At 42.4% G+C, this 16,538-nt stretch carries 12 protein-coding genes; 7 read left to right on the forward strand and 5 right to left on the reverse strand.

Going from position 1 to position 16,538, the window contains the following annotated elements; all coding sequences use genetic code 11:
- Positions 1-55: 55 nt before the first annotated feature.
- On the reverse strand, positions 56-1,810 hold the full coding sequence (locus IEW76_RS13260; protein WP_188654598.1) for a glycoside hydrolase family 13 protein: 1,755 nt from the start codon (positions 1,808-1,810) through the stop codon (positions 56-58).
- Positions 1,811-2,152: 342 nt separating this feature from the next.
- Between IEW76_RS13260 and IEW76_RS13265 the strand changes: the two genes are divergently transcribed.
- The 7 genes from IEW76_RS13265 (at position 2,153) to IEW76_RS13295 (ending at position 13,137) form a co-directional block, all read left to right on the forward strand.
- A complete protein-coding gene (locus tag IEW76_RS13265; protein WP_188654600.1) occupies positions 2,153-3,445 on the forward strand; it encodes a sugar ABC transporter substrate-binding protein in 1,293 nt (430 codons plus the stop codon).
- Positions 3,446-3,573: 128 nt separating this feature from the next.
- Complete coding sequence (locus IEW76_RS13270) at positions 3,574-4,878, forward strand: sugar ABC transporter permease (RefSeq protein WP_188654602.1); 1,305 nt, start codon at positions 3,574-3,576, stop codon at positions 4,876-4,878.
- Positions 4,878-5,720 carry a sugar ABC transporter permease gene (locus tag IEW76_RS13275; RefSeq protein WP_036784994.1) on the forward strand — a complete coding sequence of 281 codons (843 nt, stop codon included), beginning with the start codon at positions 4,878-4,880 and terminating at the stop codon, positions 5,718-5,720. The genes IEW76_RS13270 and IEW76_RS13275 overlap by 1 nt, the downstream gene beginning before the upstream one ends.
- 70 nt (positions 5,721-5,790) lie before the next feature.
- Positions 5,791-7,320: an alpha-amylase family glycosyl hydrolase gene (locus tag IEW76_RS13280; RefSeq protein ID WP_188654604.1), complete on the forward strand. Its 1,530-nt coding sequence runs from the start codon at positions 5,791-5,793 to the stop codon at positions 7,318-7,320.
- A gap of 31 nt (positions 7,321-7,351) precedes the next feature.
- Complete coding sequence (locus IEW76_RS13285) at positions 7,352-9,715, forward strand: glycoside hydrolase family 31 protein (protein WP_229721235.1); 2,364 nt, start codon at positions 7,352-7,354, stop codon at positions 9,713-9,715.
- A 30-nt stretch (positions 9,716-9,745) separates the two neighbouring features.
- Positions 9,746-10,789 carry a LacI family DNA-binding transcriptional regulator gene (locus tag IEW76_RS13290; RefSeq protein ID WP_188654606.1) on the forward strand — a complete coding sequence of 348 codons (1,044 nt, stop codon included), beginning with the start codon at positions 9,746-9,748 and terminating at the stop codon, positions 10,787-10,789.
- 62 nt (positions 10,790-10,851) lie between these two features.
- Positions 10,852-13,137: a glycoside hydrolase family 65 protein gene (locus tag IEW76_RS13295; protein WP_188654608.1), complete on the forward strand. Its 2,286-nt coding sequence runs from the start codon at positions 10,852-10,854 to the stop codon at positions 13,135-13,137.
- A 489-nt stretch (positions 13,138-13,626) separates the two neighbouring features.
- On the opposite strand, the gene IEW76_RS13300 is transcribed toward IEW76_RS13295, so the two are convergent.
- The 4 genes from IEW76_RS13300 to IEW76_RS13315 all read right to left on the reverse strand — a co-directional run bounded on the left by IEW76_RS13300 (position 13,627) and on the right by IEW76_RS13315 (position 16,522).
- Positions 13,627-14,742 (reverse strand): oxidoreductase, encoded by a 1,116-nt coding sequence (locus IEW76_RS13300; protein ID WP_188654610.1) that lies wholly within the window; start codon positions 14,740-14,742, stop codon positions 13,627-13,629.
- A 206-nt stretch (positions 14,743-14,948) separates the two neighbouring features.
- Entirely contained in the window at positions 14,949-15,824 is an 876-nt protein-coding gene (locus tag IEW76_RS13305; RefSeq protein WP_188654612.1) for an SDR family oxidoreductase, read from the reverse strand.
- Positions 15,825-15,973: 149 nt separating this feature from the next.
- Positions 15,974-16,168, reverse strand: a complete 195-nt coding sequence (gene yppF, locus IEW76_RS13310; RefSeq protein WP_036784979.1) for a YppF family protein — start codon at positions 16,166-16,168, stop codon at positions 15,974-15,976.
- A 213-nt stretch (positions 16,169-16,381) separates the two neighbouring features.
- Entirely contained in the window at positions 16,382-16,522 is a 141-nt protein-coding gene (locus IEW76_RS13315) for a small, acid-soluble spore protein L (RefSeq protein WP_156969179.1), read from the reverse strand.
- Positions 16,523-16,538: the final 16 nt, after the last annotated feature.

The following is a 16,538-nucleotide window of genomic DNA, read 5'->3' on the forward strand; positions in this document are numbered from 1 at the left end:
TGCTCCTTATAAGCAGAAGCAAAGAGGCACCCTTAGGGATACCTCTTTGTCTAACTTAGTATTGAATGATCTGAAACTGGTAAGGTTCTAGAGTACAAGAAGCAGAAGGGTCTAGTGTTTCTCCGCTCCATAAGTCAGTACCTTTTTGTCCTTGATACGCTTGTGGAAGCGGAATGGACTGAGATGACTCTGTCGGGTTCAAAATAAATAAAAGCGTGGTTGTCGCGTCTGATTTTTTATAAATAAGTGTATTCTCATCCGGGTCTGCATGCAGTACGCGGAACTCTCCATGATTACCAAAAGCCGGAATGTCTTTGCGTAATTGGATCAGCTTTTGAACAAAGGAAAACATCTCGCGGTCCTGGTCTTCTTCATCCCAAATCATACATTTACGACAGCCTGGATCATGCTCACCTGTCATCGCAATTTCATCTCCATAGTAAATACAAGGAGTGCCAATGAAGGAGAGCTGGAAAAGGAAGAGTTGCTTTACTTTTTCCTTATCTTCTTTACTCTCTGTTAAAATCCGCGGTGTGTCATGACTTCCAAGCAAGTTAAACTGAACTTCGTTTACGTTGTCTGGGTACATATGGAGCACTTTCGTTAATTCGTCAGAGAATTCACGTGCGTTCATTTTGCCTCGTGCAAAGTAATTTAAGGATGCTTCTGTGAATGGATAATTCATAACAGCATCAAATTGATCTCCTAGCAGCCAGGGCATGGAATCGTGCCAGATTTCGCCTAAAATGTACGTATCTTCTTTAGCTGCTTTGACGACTGAACGGAATTCACGCCAGAACTGATGATCCACCTCATTGGCAACATCTAAGCGCCATCCATCAATGTTGAATTCTTCTACCCAGTAGCGAGCTACACCGAGAAGGTAATCTTTTACCTCTGGATTCTCCGTATTTAACTTAGGCATAGACTTCTCGAATGCAAACGTATCATAATTCGGATAAGGCTTTTCTTGAAGAGGGAACTCACGCGTATGAAACCAGTCTTGATAGATTGAGTTTTCACCATTCTCTAAGACATCTTGAAAAGCAGGGAAGTAGTAGCCACTATGGTTGAAAACGGCATCAAGCATCACTCGAATTCCTTTTTCGTGGCATGTATCTACTAATCTCTTAAACGTATCTTTATCTCCAAACTGAGGGTCGATTTCATAGTAATCAATCGTATCGTATTTATGATTGGAGTAGGCTTTGAAAATGGGCGTCATGTAAATGCCTGTGATTCCTAATTCGACTAAATAATCGAGGTGTTCAATAATCCCTTCGAAATCCCCGCCGAAGAAATTATCAACTTTCGGTTCTTCACTCCGCCATGGAACAGTGCCTTTAGGATTAAGGGATGCATCACCATTCCCGAATCGTTCAGGGAAGATTTGGTACCAGACTGTATCTTTCACCCATTCAGGTGGACTGAAAACATCGATGCCATTTAGGAATGGGAAAGCAAAATAGAAACCCATATCTTCTGAAGTGGGTTCATCACGAAAGCCCTTTTCTCCATAAATAATCGTTTCGTTTCCATCTGTAAGCTCAAATCCATAACGAAGACGACGGAACGGAGGTTTTAAGGATGTAAACCAGTAATCATAAAGCGCATCTGTTCCTGATAAACGCATAGGAGCTTTTTCATATTGCCACCCACTCTTCTTTTCAAAGTGATAAGGATCTCCATGAATCAATTGGACTTCTTTCGCGTCTCCTTTTTTCGTGCGGACGTAAAGATGAAGTTCTTCTTTTGTATAAGCGTATGCGAAGTTGTTTTTTGGACGATGGTAAATTGCTTCCAGCAGCATAAAGCCACCCCTCTCCAGTGATTTGCTCGCTATAAGCAAGCGCTTGCATAAAGCTGTGATACTTAAAGGCTATTTTACTCGGATAAAGTTGTCAATTAGAAAGTAAGGTGGGACCAGAATGTTTTATAAGAGTGTAAATATTGGGAAGGGCTGTAGTTCATAGGTTTGACACAAAAATTATGAAAAAATTAAAAAAATGTTTGTGTCTTTTAAAATTATATGTATAATAAAGGTAAGACAAGTGCAACCGCTTACATAAATAATCAATTAAACTTAGAATCTATATTTTTTTGAAATTAATGCAAACGGTTGCAATTAGATCATAAGGGGAGGTCAATTGTTATGAAAAAGTTTCTGATGCTTTTACTTACTATGATACTAGCCGTTGGAGTTCTTGCTGCATGTAGCGGTGACAACAGTTCTGAAAGCGGGGGTTCAACAGACGAAACAGCTGAGGGAGGATCCGGTGATGGCGAGGAGTCATCTGATGGAGAATCTGGCAAGCCTGACACACTGACGCTTTGGGTTAATGATGATGACAAACAGGTTGAAGCTATTAAGACAATTACAGATAAATACACAGAAGAAACAGGTATTAACATTGAAATGACTCGTATTAATATGACAGACCAAGTAGAGAAGCTGGATTTAGATGGTCCTACTGGTAACGGTCCGGATTTATTCTTCCAACCTCATGACCGCTTAGGGAATCTAGTTGTACGTGGCCTTGCTGAGCCAGTTGATCTTGGCGATGCGAAAGACGGTTACACGGATACTGCAATTAGTGCTATGACATATGATGGCGACATTTGGGGTGCACCGGCCGTAATCGAAACATATGGTCTTTTCTACAATAAATCCCTAGTGGACAAAGCTCCTGAAACAATGGACGAGCTTATGGCTATTGCAAAAGAGCAAACTAGTGGTGGAAGTTATGGTTTCTTAGGTGAGTTAAACAACTTCTACTTTGCGTATCCATTCTTCGCAGGTCCTGGTGGATATGTGTTTGGTAAAGAAGATGGTACGTATGATACAAGTGATCTTGGTTTAGCAAATGAAGGTGCTGTTAAAGGCGCTGAAAACATTCAAACATTCTTCACAGAAGGTTATATTCCTAAAGAAGTTAGCCCTGATATCATGAACGGTTTGTTTAACGACGGGAAAGCAGCTGTTGTTATGACAGGTCCTTGGGCACGTCCTGGTTATGAAGAAGCTCTTGGCGATGACTTAGGCGCAGCTCCACTTCCAAAAGTTGATGGAGAGCACATGCAATCATTCGTAGGAGTTAAAGCGTGGATGCTTTCTTCTTTCTCTGAAAACAAAGAGTGGGCAACAGACCTTATGACATTTATGACAAACGAAGAAAATGCAATGACTTACTATGAAATGGCAGGAGAAATTCCTCCACGTACAGCTTTACTTGAAGATTCTGCAATCGTAGAGGACCCAATCACAGCTGCATTCGCTGAGCAAACAAACTATGGTGAGCCAATGCCATCTGTACCAGCTATGCAACAAGTTTGGGAGCCTGCAGGTAACGCTCTTCAATTCCTAGCACAAGGCGACAATCCTAAAGATGTTATGGAAGAAACAGTACAAATTATTAAAGACCAGATCGCAGCGAGCGGTCAGTAATAGTATGGGTGGATAGGAGGGGGCTCCTATCCACTTATTATTCAAAATTTGAGCAAACGCTTGCACAGCAATAAGCCATTTATCTCCAGTTATAAGGGGACCATGAAGCAATAAAGGGGGAAACGAGTATGCCACAAACATCACCAGCTACTAAAGATGTGAAGCAAAAGTATCACAACGTCAAACTGGCTACAATCCTCTCACTTGTATTTGCGGGTTTAGGGCAAATCTATAATAAGAGACTACTAAAGGGAATCATCTTCCTTATTATTGAATCAGCTTTCCTGATCACAATGTTGAATTTTATTATTCACGGTGTTTGGGGGTTCATCACGCTAGGTGAGGTTAAAGGTGAAGACCACTCTATTATCTTATTAATAGAAGGGCTCGTTAGTTTAATCGTAATTGCATTTGCGGCGACACTTTATGTGTACAACGTCATTGATGCAAAACGCGATGCACGCCTGTTAGCTCAAGGAGAGTCAGTTCCATCTGTTCGTAAACAAGTTAAAGATGCCTATGATGCAGGTTTCCCATACATGATGGTTGGACCTGGTTTGGTTATGCTTGTATTTATTGTTGTTTTACCACTTGCTTTTATGATTTCATTAGCTTTTACCGACTACAATTTATACAATTCACCGCCAAGAAATTTACTTAGTTGGGTAGGATTCCAGAACTTCGTTGATCTCGTAACGCTCTCGATTTGGAAGAAATCCTTCTTAAACGTATTGAGCTGGACACTTGTATGGACAGTCGTTGCGACGACATTACAGATTGCACTTGGGCTATTCTTAGCACTTCTTGTAAACGATGAGCGAGTAAAGTTTAAGAGAACGATTCGTACGGTCCTAATCTTACCTTGGGCAGTACCAGCATTCGTAACAATCTTAATCTTCTCTGCGATGTTTAACGATACGTTCGGTGCAATTAACAAAGACATCCTAAGTCAGTTCGGCATGATGATTCCATGGTTAACAGATCCAACTTGGACGAAAGTTGCTCTTATTATGATTCAAACGTGGCTTGGATTCCCGTTTGTATTCGCCTTATTCACGGGGGTTCTGCAAAGTATTCCAAGAGATATGTACGAAGCGGCTGATGTTGATGGAGGAACGCGCTTACAGAAGTTCCGTTTCATCACATTCCCACACATTATGTTTGCGACCGCACCACTACTTATTATGCAATACGCGCAGAACTTTAATAACTTTAACATTATCTATCTATTTAACGAAGGCGGCCCAGCTGTTCGTGGTCAAAACGCAGGTGGTACCGACATTCTAATTTCATGGGTTTACAAATTAACGTTCGACACGAACAACTACAACATGGCAGCGGCCATTACAATTATTATGGGACTTGTTGTTTCCATCTTTGCATTCTATCAGTTCAGAAAAACAGCAGCCTATAAAGAGGAAGGTGAGATGTAATGAATAAAAAGACAAAATCTCGCATTGAGATGGGATTCATATACGCATTTATTTTGTTCATGTTCATCATAATCGCCTATCCACTATTATGGACAATCGGAATTTCCCTAAATCCAGGTACAAACATGTTCTCATCCTCCATGATTCCTGAGAATATTACATTTGAACATTACAAATGGTTGTTCACCGATCCAAGCAGTGATTACTTGATTTGGTATAAAAATAGTGTGTTTGTAGCCGTAGTAAACTCTGTAGCATCGGTTATTATCACATCTTTTGTAGCGTATGCATTCTCTCGTTACAAGTTCGTTGGACGAAAAAATGGCTTATACGCATTTCTGCTTCTTCAAATGTTCCCAGCATTAATGGGGATGGTTGCCCTTTACATTCTTTTAAACCTAATTGGCTTATTAGATAACCTATGGGGCTTAATCTTGATCTACGTAGGTGGACAAATTCCATTTAACGCATGGCTAGTTAAAGGCTACTTTGACACGATTCCTCGTGAATTAGATGAAGCAGCACGCATGGATGGCGCTGGCCACTTCCAAGTGTTCTTTAAAATCATGCTTCCACTTGCGAAGCCGATTTTAGCAGTGGTTGCCTTGTTTAACTTCATGGCACCATTTACAGACTTCCTCTTACCACGTATCGTTCTTTCAAGTCCTGAGAACTTTACGCTAGCTCTTGGATTATTTAACTTTATCAACAACCAGTTTGCCAATAACTTTACTCGATTTGCGGCTGGTTCAATCTTAATTGCCATCCCAATTGCGCTTGTATTCTTATTCTTACAGCGTTACCTCATCTCCGGATTAACATCTGGAGCAACAAAAGGGTAATGGCAGAAGGCTACTATTTCATGTATTCTAGAGTTTAGGAGAATACGATTATTTAAAGGAGGAGCGGAAAATGAAAAAGCGCGTGTTGACTACGCTCGTCATGATTCCGTTTCTTCTTTTTTACGCCTTCGGAGCCGAAGCTGCGGAAAAAGAAGAAGGAAGCTGGCAAGATGAGTTAATGTATTTTATTATGGTAGACCGATTTAACAATGGGGACGCTTCAAACGATTACAATGTAAATCCAGAAGACCCTAAAGCGTATCACGGTGGTGATCTTGAGGGGATTATTGAAAAGCTTGATTACATTAAAGACATGGGGTTTACCTCAATCTGGATTACACCAATTATGGAGAACGAACCAAAAGGGTACCACGGGTATTGGATTAGTGATTTTAAAGAAGTTGAAGAACACTTCGGAACGATGGAAGATGCAAAGCGACTTGTAGATGAAGCGCACAAACGTGACATGAAAGTCGTCTTTGATTTCGTTGTGAATCATACAGGATACCAACATGAATGGTTAACGGATCCTTCTAAGGAAGATTGGTTCCATGAAGAGTCGCGTATGGTTGGCAATTCAAAGGAACAGCTAGAGAAAGGTTGGCTTGCTGGGCTTCCTGATTTAAACACAGAAAACCCACAAGTAAAAGAATACTTATTTGATGCAGCGGAATATTGGATGACCGAAACCGGTGTAGATGGCTTTCGGCTAGATACAGTCAAGCATGTACCGAAAGAGTTTTGGAGTGAATTTAGCAATCACGTCAAAAGCATTGACCCAGATTTCTTCTTGATGGGGGAAGTGTGGAGCGAAGACCCAAGATACATTGCAGGATATGAAGAAGTAGGTATTGATTCGTTTGTTGATTATCCTTTCTTTGAAACCGCTACTCAAGTCTTTAAACAACCAGGACAATCTGTAGCTGAACTTAGGAAAGTGTGGCAGCGTAATGAAGCCTTCTACGATGATCCTCATTCGCTTGGAACGTTTTTAGATAATCACGATAATAAACGTTTTACAAGGCTTGCGAATGAAGCGAAGCAAAACCCGATTACACGCTGGAAATTAGCTTTAACGTATATGTATACAGCTCCAGGTATGCCTATTGTGTATTATGGATCTGAAGTTCCGCTTGATGGCGGCGAAGATCCCGATAACCGCCGGATTATGAATTTTAAAGCAGGTGACGAAGAGCTTAAGCAACACATTGAGCAACTCGCAGCGATTCGTAAGAAATTCCCTGTGCTTACTCAGGGAAGCTTTGAGCAAGTCATTGATGATGGTCCATTTGGGGTGTTTAAGCGAACCTATAAGGATGAAGTCGCCTATATTGCAATTAACAATAGTAAAGAAACAAAGTCGGCTGTACTAGGTGAAGTAGTTGAAGGAGAGCAGCTTAGAGGGCTCATTCATGATTCAATTGTTCGAGACAATGGAGAGGGCGAATACGAAATTGGACTCGACCGCGAAACAGCTGATGTGTATATCGTTGAAGAAGATACTGGCTTGAACTGGATTTTCTTTGGCGTATTAGCTCTAGTCATGGGAAGCTTCGTTGCTTTCGTTATTCTTGTAAGCCGTAAGAATAAGAAATCTTAAACCAAAGTAATGGTGCAAAGGAGGGAATGGAGTGCTTGAAGATACAAGTTTTGCGATACATCCTGGTCAGAATCAGGCAATGGAGAATGGTTCGTACCGTGATGTCGGAACAGTGAAATCCATTCAGAAAAGGGATGGAGGCCTGACGTTCATTTGCGATGAAGCGGACATTCACCTTCAGTTCTATCGTTCGGATATCGTTCGGGTGGTTATGAACCAGAGGGACATTCCTGATTTAGAATCAACCCCCGCGGTTGTGGCTGCTCTTGAATCAGTGAACGTTGGTATTGAGGAAACGGATAGTAGGGTTCTTTTAACAACCAATCGCCTTGTAGTTTCCGTCTCTAAACAGCCGTTCCGTTTGTCTGTATTAACACCTGATGGGCAAGTTATTGTGTCTGAAGGAGACAGGGGGATCGGGTTTAAGGAAAACGGTGAAGTGATTTGCTACAAGAAAATGGAGCCAGAGGATCGCTTTTATGGGTTTGGTGAGAAATCTGGGTTCTTGGATAAGCGCGGAGAGACTTACACCATGTGGAATACAGATGTGTATGCCCCTCATAATCCAGAAACAGACCCCTTGTATCAGTCCATTCCTTACTTTATGGCATTACGAAACGGGCGCGCTTATGGGATTTATTTTGATAACCCGTCTAAGACAACGTTTGATATGAAAACAGAACAAGAGGTTTACTCCTTTAAAGGGGATAGCGGGAAACTCGATTATTATGTGTTCGCTGGTGAGGGTCCAAAAGACGTGATCGAACAATACACCCATATTACAGGAAGAATGCCTCTGCCTCCGAAGTGGGCGATTGGCTATCATCAATCCCGTTATAGCTATGAGAGTGAAGAAGAGGTGCGAGCATTAGCGAATACGTTTAAGGAAAAAGGGATTCCTCTTGATGTGATCTATCTCGATATTCATTATATGGATGAATACCGAGTTTTCACATTTGATAAAGATCGATTTCCTAATCCGAAGAAATTGGTACAAGACCTAAGAGAAGAGGGGATCCGCGTTGTTCCTATTGTGGATCCGGGCGTTAAGAAAGATCCGGAATATCCGGCTTATCAAGAGGGCGTAAGGAATGATCACTTCTGTAAGTACCTTGAAGGAGACATTTACTTTGGAGATGTTTGGCCAGGGACGAGTGCTTTCCCTGATTTCACAGATGAACGGACACAAGAGTGGTGGGGAAATTGGCATCAGTTCTATACGGAGCTAGGGATAGAAGGCATTTGGAATGATATGAATGAACCGGCTGTATTTAATGAGACAAAAACGATGGATACAAGCGTCATTCACAAAAATGATGGAGATCCTAAAACGCATAGACAGCTTCATAATTTATATGGTCTTCTAATGGGGAAAGCGACCTATGAAGGGATGGAAAGAAACCTAAATGGCAAACGACCATTCCTTTTAACAAGAGCTGGATTTGCAGGCGTGCAGCGGTATGCGTCAGTATGGACGGGTGATAATCGAAGTTTCTGGGAGCATCTGCAGATGTCGCTACCGATGTGTATGAATCTGGGCTTATCGGGAGTTGCTTTTACAGGCCCAGATGTAGGTGGGTTCGCGCATGATACAAATGGTGAATTACTCACTCGCTGGACGCAAGTAGGAGCATTTACCCCTTATTTCCGTAATCACTCTGCGATCGGCACGTTGTATCAGGAGCCTTGGCAATTCGGGGAAGAATATGAAGCGATCATGAAGCGTTATATTGAACTTCGATATGAGTGGCTTCCTCAGCTTTATTCTTTATTCCATGAAGCTCATACGAAAGGTCTCCCCATTATGAGGCCGCTCATGCTAGAATATCCAAGGGATGCGAAAACGTATGCTATACATGATCAATTTATGATTGGAGATAATACGTTAATTGCACCGATTATGCAGCCTGAAGTTACAGACCGTGCTGTTTATTTTCCTGAAGGAGAATGGATTGACTACTTTAGTGGCAAGGTTTATGAAGGTGGCACAACTCATTTAGTTCATGCAGAGCTAGATACATTGCCACTATTTATTAAAAGAGGCACTCTAATTGCTCAGAGTCCAATAAGGACGAAGACAGAGCAAAAAGAATTAGAGCTTCATGTTTATGCTCATACAAAAGGGAGTTATAACACAAGCGTTTACGATGATGATGGAGAGACGACGAATTATTACTCAGGTGAAGCGATGAAGCTTAATCTATCCATACAATGTAAAGATCATCAAATAGCCATATCCTATCGTAATGATAATGAAATGGAGTGGCCTTTACCCTATAAAAAATGCTCCTTTATCCTACATGGTCTAGTAGACGATCAACAAGTGTGGGTGAACGGAGAAAGACAATCAGGAGTTTGGACCGAGCAGGGTTTGAAAGTAGAGGTTACGATCTAATCCTGAATCGATGTTAAGAAGGTGAGAATAATGGGAATTACAATTAAAGATGTAGCAAAAGCAGCAAATGTTGCTCCTTCGACTGTTTCGAGAGTCATAGCCGATCATCCAAGAATAAGCTTGGATACAAAGAAGCGTGTGCGAAGAGCGATGAAAGATTTAGGGTATCATCCAAATGTGAACGCGAGAAGTTTAGCCAATCGCTCAACACAGGCGCTTGGAATTGTAATGAAGTCATCAGCAGATAAAGCGCTTCAAAACCCATTCTTTCCGGAAGTGTTACGAGGGATTAGTGCCGTTGCGCATGAATTAGATTATTCGTTATACATCTCGACTGGCGAAACGGAAGAAGAAGTTTATGAAGGCGTACAACGTATGGTTTATGGCAATCGTGTAGATGGTATTATTCTGCTATATTCTAGAGTCAACGACGATGTGATTAACTTTTTACTAGAGAAGAATTTCCCGTTTGTGCTTGTTGGGAAACCTTGTGAGCATATTGACCGAATCACACATGTGGATAACGATAATGTGAACGCATCCATTGATATTACGAATGAACTTATTAACCAAGGGCATGAACGGATTGCATTTATCGGCGGGGAAACAGATTTAGTTGTAACACAGGATCGGATGCGCGGTTATGAAATGGCCTTAGAGAAGGCAGGTCTTCCGGTTCGTGAAGATTATCAAATTCATAAGGAATTTTTGAAGTCAGGTGGGCGTGAAGCGGTTCATCAATTATTCAAGCTTGATGAACCTCCTACTGGGCTTGTCATTGTCGATGATTTAATGAGTATCGGGGTTGTTACGATGCTAGAAGAAAACGGCATCAGCGTACCTGATGATGTATCGATCGTTAGCTTTAACAATCTGTATATTTCAGAAATCACGCGACCTTCCCTAACTACGGTAGATATACAAATCTATAATCTAGGGAACCAGGCAGCCAAATGTTTAATTGAAAAAGTGAACAATCAAGATGAACCAGCGAAACGGATTATCGTTCCTTACGAGCTAGTTCGTCGTCAATCAAGCCAACATGTAAATCTTAATGGAGCTTCTACCTCATAGAGATTCTATCGCTACAAGAAATACCGTTCCATATATACTAAGAAGGGCAGAGGTGAGCCAATATGAAACGTATTATTGAAGTAGATCCATGGAAAGTCGTTGAAACAAGTCTCCATCCAGAAGAAAATCGTTTAGCTGAAAGTTTAATGAGTATCGGGAATGGCCACATGGGCATGCGCGGCAATTTTGAAGAAACGTACACTGGTGAAACGCACGAAGGCACCTACATCGGAGGCGTGTACTATCCTGATAAAACTCGAGTAGGCTGGTGGAAGAATGGATATCCTGAGTATTTCGCAAAAGTATTGAATGCTCCTAATGTGACAGGTATTCGGGTTGTCGTTCAGAATGAAGAACTTGATTTAAACACTTGGAACGTAATGGAATTTAAGAGAGAGCTTGATATGCGTCATGGCCTTTTACGCCGTTCTTTTACAGCTGAAAATGGAAACGGACAACATGTTCAAGTGAACGTTACACGTTTCTTCTCTATTGCTCAGCCTGAACTTGTAGCGATTCGATATGAAGTTACCCCGATTAACTTTAGTGGTACGATCTCTTTCCAACCATTCTTAAACGGGGATGTACGAAACGAAGACGCGAACTATGATGAAGATTTCTGGGAGCCTGTTCATCATGAGGTCAGAGAACATGCGGGTGTGTTAACGATGAAAACCCGTAAGACGGAATTTGAAGTTTCAGCTGCTATGCGAACAGCGGTTGAAGGGGCGGACGTTACCATTCAGGCGATGGATGACCAGGAAGAATACATCGATAATGTCATGGATGTAGCGGCAACAGAAGGAGAATCAGTTACGTTTTATAAATATGTAGCGGTTACTCAAAGCAGAGACTATGATTCTGCTGAGCTAGCTGATAAAGCTCAAACGTTTGTAACAGAAGCCTTTGAAAAAGGATTCGACCGATTGCTTCAAGAACATCAAGGAGCCTGGGAGAAGCGCTGGAAAAAAGCTGATGTAACAGTAGGTGGCGACGCGGAAGCACAGCAAGGCATTCGCTATAACATCTTCCAACTGTATAACACCTACACAGGTGACGATCCGCGTTTAAATATCGGTCCGAAAGGGTTTACAGGTGAAAAGTATGGCGGAAGTACCTACTGGGATACAGAGGCGTACTGCTTACCATTCTATTTGGGCACGGCTGATCCGGCTATTGCAAGAAACCTTTTAATCTATCGGTATAACCATTTAGATCAAGCCCGCGCCAATGCTCGTAAGCTTGGTTTAGAAGGCGCTCTATATCCGATGGTCACGATGAACGGAGAAGAGTCTCATAATGAGTGGGAAATCACGTTTGAAGAGATCCATCGTAACGGAGCCATCGCTCATGCGATTTGGAACTATACGAATTACACCGGGGACACGGCTTATTTGGCTGATTATGGATTTGAAGTGCTGGCTGAGCTTAGTCGTTTCTGGGCGAGCCGCGTAAACTATAACCCTCGCAAAGGTCGTTATATGATCCTTGGTGTGACAGGGCCGAATGAATATGAGAACAACGTGAATAACAACTGGTATACCAATCGCATTGCAGCGTGGACACTGGAGTATACACTTGGTGTGGCTCTATTTATCGAACGCCAACACGGTGCTCGCTACTATGAACTTTTGGATCAGTTAGGATTATCTTCTAGTGAATTCGATCAATGGAAAGATATCATTTCAAAAATGTATTATCCATATGATGAGGAGGCAGGTGTCTTCCTGCAGCAGGATGGCTTCTTAGATAAAGAGATCATGCCCGTTGCAGACCTTGAAGAGAAGCACCTTCCGTTAAACCAGAATTGGTCCTGGGACCGCATTCTTCGCTCTTGCTTTATTAAGCAGGCGGATGTTCTTCAAGGACTATACTTCTTAAATCATAAATTCTCTAGAGAAGAGAAGAAACGCAACTATAATTTCTATGAACCTATGACGGTTCATGAGTCCAGTCTCTCACCTTGCGTGCACTCAATCTTAGCTGCAGAACTTGGATACGAGGATAAAGCGTATGAAATGTATGTGCGCACAGCTCGTCTGGATCTGGATAACTACAACAACGATACAGAGGACGGCCTTCATATTACGAGTATGGCCGGATCCTGGTTATCCATCGTACACGGCTTCGCAGGCATGCGTGTCGTTGACGGCATCCTTCACTTTAACCCAATGATTCCAGAAGCATGGAAGGATTACTCGTTCAAGATTAACTTCCGTGGTCACCTTCTTAAAATCACGGTTAATCACGATGAAACACTCATCGAACAAGAAGAAGGAACACCACTTCAACTCGTTCTAAACGAAGAAACACGCACCATCGAAGCACCAAAAGTCGCTACCCCCTAATTACCTATACATGCAAAAGCCCCCTCATTCGTGAGGGGGGCTTTTGTGCTTTAGTGAGGTGCAGGGTGCCAGGTGCGGTTTAGTGCTTTAGTGAGGTGCAGGGTGCCTGACACCCTTTAGTGCTTTAGAGAGTGTGTGGTGGAAGCGCCTCAAGTTCGGGGGGGAGCGGCTCAAGTTTGGGAGAAGCAGCTCAAGTTCGGACGGAGCAGCTCAAGATCCAGAAAAAGTGACTCAAGTGGTCTAAATTACGGCTCAAGATGAGGGGAAGCGGCTCAAGATCGAAGAGAATGGCTCAAACTTGATAAGGACTGGCTCAAGATTTTCGGAAAGTGACTCAAGATAAATAGGGTGTTCTTTGGGAAGTGGATGGGAGAGAGGTTTTGAAAAGTGGAATCGGCTCAATCGGCTCAAGTAGAGCAAAAAGCAACTCAAGAAAAAACGCTCAGATTAGAGGTCTGAGCGTTTTGTTCTATCATTAAAATGCATCAATTACTTTTTTGGTTGAATATCTAGAGATAGCTCGTGGTCTTTAATATAAGCCTCTGGGAACAAAGTGGCTTCGGCATCAAATTCTCGTAGGTCTTTACCGCTCGAGACAAGGTTTGGAGTGTCAGGGTTAGCAAGCGCCCCTGTTCCAAGGGTCACAAAGTCTGCTTTCTCATCTGTGACAGCTTTTAGAGCTTGGTCTGGGTGACCTAGCTTACCGTTGGCCATAACAGGAAGGTTCGATTCTTCGCTAGCTGCTTTTGCCATGGAACGAGTCCCTTCACCGAATCCGGGAGCAGTACCGTTTCCATCTGTAACGTGTATATAATCAAGAGGTAGATCACCTAGTGTTGAAAAGATGTGTTTCGCATCTTTTTCACCGTCTGGCCAGCGATATTCTTGGTCCGCAACCTTTCCTTGTGATAAGCGGATACCTACCATAAAGTCTGGTCCAACTGCATCGCGCACAGCATTTACGATTTCTTGAATAAATGTTATTCCACCCTCTAGACCACCATAACGATCGGTGCGCTGATTCATGTAAGTGGTTAAGAATTCATCAAGTAGGTAGCCGTTAGCACCATGGATTTCGACACCGTCGAAACCGGCTTTTTTTGCCTGGGTTGCTGTTAGAGCAAATGCTTCTTGAACTTGTGCGAAATCATGGTCTGTCATCTCTTTAGGAGTCTTAAACGGACCTGACCCACCATAAAACCCTAGCTGTTCTCCTTTTGGAGCGACTGCTGAAGGAGCAATAGTTTCATCTGTATAAGCATTGCCTTGAGTTTGAGCTCCAGCGTGCATGAGCTGAGCAATAAAGGCTGTTCCGTGGTTATGCAATGTATCTACAATCGGTTTCCAGGCGTCCACATGGGCATCTGTAGCTAAGCCAGGTTGATTAAAGTATCCTTGGCTATGCTTCTCATCAATATAGATGCCTTCAGATATAATCGCACCAAAACCACCTTTGGCATAGCGCTCATAATAGTCACGCATACGATCATTGGCGCGACCATCACTTTCTGCTGAGACGCGGGTCATGGGAGCAACGATATATCGGTTTGAAGTTGCCGCATTTCCTAGCTTCCCTGATTCAAATAATGGACTGTATTGGTTCATGTAATCATCCCTCGCTTTAACAAAATTATGATGTCTCTAACCTAAGTTTACAACGTTACCATTATTGACTTTAACCGCCATCACTCAAAACCAAACCCATCAGTCGGTTATACCTTTTAACACTGCATAGAAAGAAAGCGTGCCAGACACGCTTTCGTACTTTAGAGCAAAGAAGGGTGCCTGGCACGCTTTAGTGTGGTGAAGTTTTATCCATTGATGATTATGCCGCCGTTTATGTGAATCATTTGGCCGCTGATGTAAGAGGCGTCTTGGCTTGCTAAATAAACATAGGCGGGTGCGACTTCTCTTGGTTGACCAGCGCGTTTCATAGGGGTATTGGATCCGAATTGAGAGACCTTCTGAGCATCAAACGAGGCAGGGATTAAAGGTGTCCAGATTGGGCCTGGTGCTACTCCGTTTACCCGGATTCCTTTTCCAACGAGTTGCTCAGATAACGAACGCGTAAGAGCTGTGATAGCCCCTTTTGTTGCTGAGTAATCCACTAGATCTTTTGATCCTTGATACGCTGTAATAGAAGAGGTATTAATGATTGTACTTCCTTTTTTCATATGGGGAAGGGCAGCTTTCGTCATATGAAAATAACCAAATACGTTTGTACGGAACGTTTTTTCTAATTGCTCAGCTGTGATGTCTTCAAAGTTTTGCTGAGGGTGTTGTTCGGCAGCGTTATTCACAAGGATATCAATTTGGTTGTAAGATTGCATAACTTCATTTATAGCTGTTTGGCAAAAGGATTCGTTTCCGATATCCCCACCGATTAAGAGACAACGTCTGCCTTCACGTTCAATGATGGTTTTCGTGTCATTTGCGTCTTGCTTTTCGTCTAGAAAGATGATCGCTACGTCTGCGCCTTCTTTCGCATAATGAACAGCTACGGATCTGCCTATCCCACTGTCTCCGCCCGTAATAACGGCTACTTTTCCTTTTAGCTTTTCGCTTGGTTTATATTCGGGGTCAATAAATTCAGGTAGAGGCTGCATTTCATATTCATAACCTGGCTGATGATTTTGATGTTGCGGGGGCTGTTGCTGAGCTTGTTGATTTTGTTGTTGTTGTGACATCGTCATTCCTCCTAGTGTGCATTTACTTTTATCATGTCCAGAGGTTCCTTAATGAATGATAAGCAGTAGGAGATATCATGTTGGAAGTATGTGGTGAAACGCGGTGAGGGGGGGGGGAGGCAATAAAAAAACCGATGCAAAGGCATCGGTTAGACCGTTTCGATTTCATTGTGTGAGGATGTAGCACCTTCTTCGTGTAAGTGTTGAAACAATTGACGATACGAGTGAAAGTCCAGTTCTCCATTTACATACATGCGTTGACAATAATCCAATAATTCATTGGGTGAATCAGGCTGTTGGTTGAACTCCTTAACATACGATTGAAGCAGTTCTTCCAGGTGCATATCATATTCCTCCTCATGTGTTGTTACAGTATATGGTAACACACATTTTAGGAGATAAAAGAGGTCTCAACAAAGTATAAATATTCAGAAAAATACCTTTACTACACTGCAGAACTGAAGGGTGCCAGACACGCTTCAGTTCTGCAGTGCAATAAAGAGGGACAGGCACGCTTCAGTTCACTAGTGTGATGAAGGGTGTTTGTCCCTTTTGGTTTAGATTTTTGTGTTTTTGGTTTTGGCTCTTTGTTGTAGTTCTGTTTTAGGTTGTTGGTCCGCTTTGTCTTCTGTATAGCCTTGCGGGTTAATGTTAGCTCCGCCAGCTTTGCCTCGGTTGTTGTTTTTTCGTTTGCTCATGCGATCCACCTCCACT

It is taken from the genome of Pontibacillus salipaludis, from assembly GCF_014642405.1.
Classification (GTDB): Bacteria; Bacillota; Bacilli; order Bacillales; family BH030062; genus Pontibacillus; species Pontibacillus salipaludis.

Coding starts and splice junctions, on each gene's coding strand:
- IEW76_RS13260 (WP_188654598.1), bottom strand. CDS start 1,810: ATGCTGCTGGAAGCAATTTACCATCGTCCAAAAAACAACTTCGCATAC.
- IEW76_RS13265 (WP_188654600.1), top strand. CDS start 2,153: ATGAAAAAGTTTCTGATGCTTTTACTTACTATGATACTAGCCGTTGGA.
- IEW76_RS13270 (WP_188654602.1), top strand. CDS start 3,574: ATGCCACAAACATCACCAGCTACTAAAGATGTGAAGCAAAAGTATCAC.
- IEW76_RS13275 (WP_036784994.1), top strand. CDS start 4,878: ATGAATAAAAAGACAAAATCTCGCATTGAGATGGGATTCATATACGCA.
- IEW76_RS13280 (WP_188654604.1), top strand. CDS start 5,791: ATGAAAAAGCGCGTGTTGACTACGCTCGTCATGATTCCGTTTCTTCTT.
- IEW76_RS13290 (WP_188654606.1), top strand. CDS start 9,746: ATGGGAATTACAATTAAAGATGTAGCAAAAGCAGCAAATGTTGCTCCT.
- IEW76_RS13295 (WP_188654608.1), top strand. CDS start 10,852: ATGAAACGTATTATTGAAGTAGATCCATGGAAAGTCGTTGAAACAAGT.
- IEW76_RS13300 (WP_188654610.1), bottom strand. CDS start 14,742: ATGAACCAATACAGTCCATTATTTGAATCAGGGAAGCTAGGAAATGCG.
- IEW76_RS13305 (WP_188654612.1), bottom strand. CDS start 15,824: ATGTCACAACAACAACAAAATCAACAAGCTCAGCAACAGCCCCCGCAA.
- yppF (WP_036784979.1), bottom strand. CDS start 16,168: ATGCACCTGGAAGAACTGCTTCAATCGTATGTTAAGGAGTTCAACCAA.
- IEW76_RS13315 (WP_156969179.1), bottom strand. CDS start 16,522: ATGAGCAAACGAAAAAACAACAACCGAGGCAAAGCTGGCGGAGCTAAC.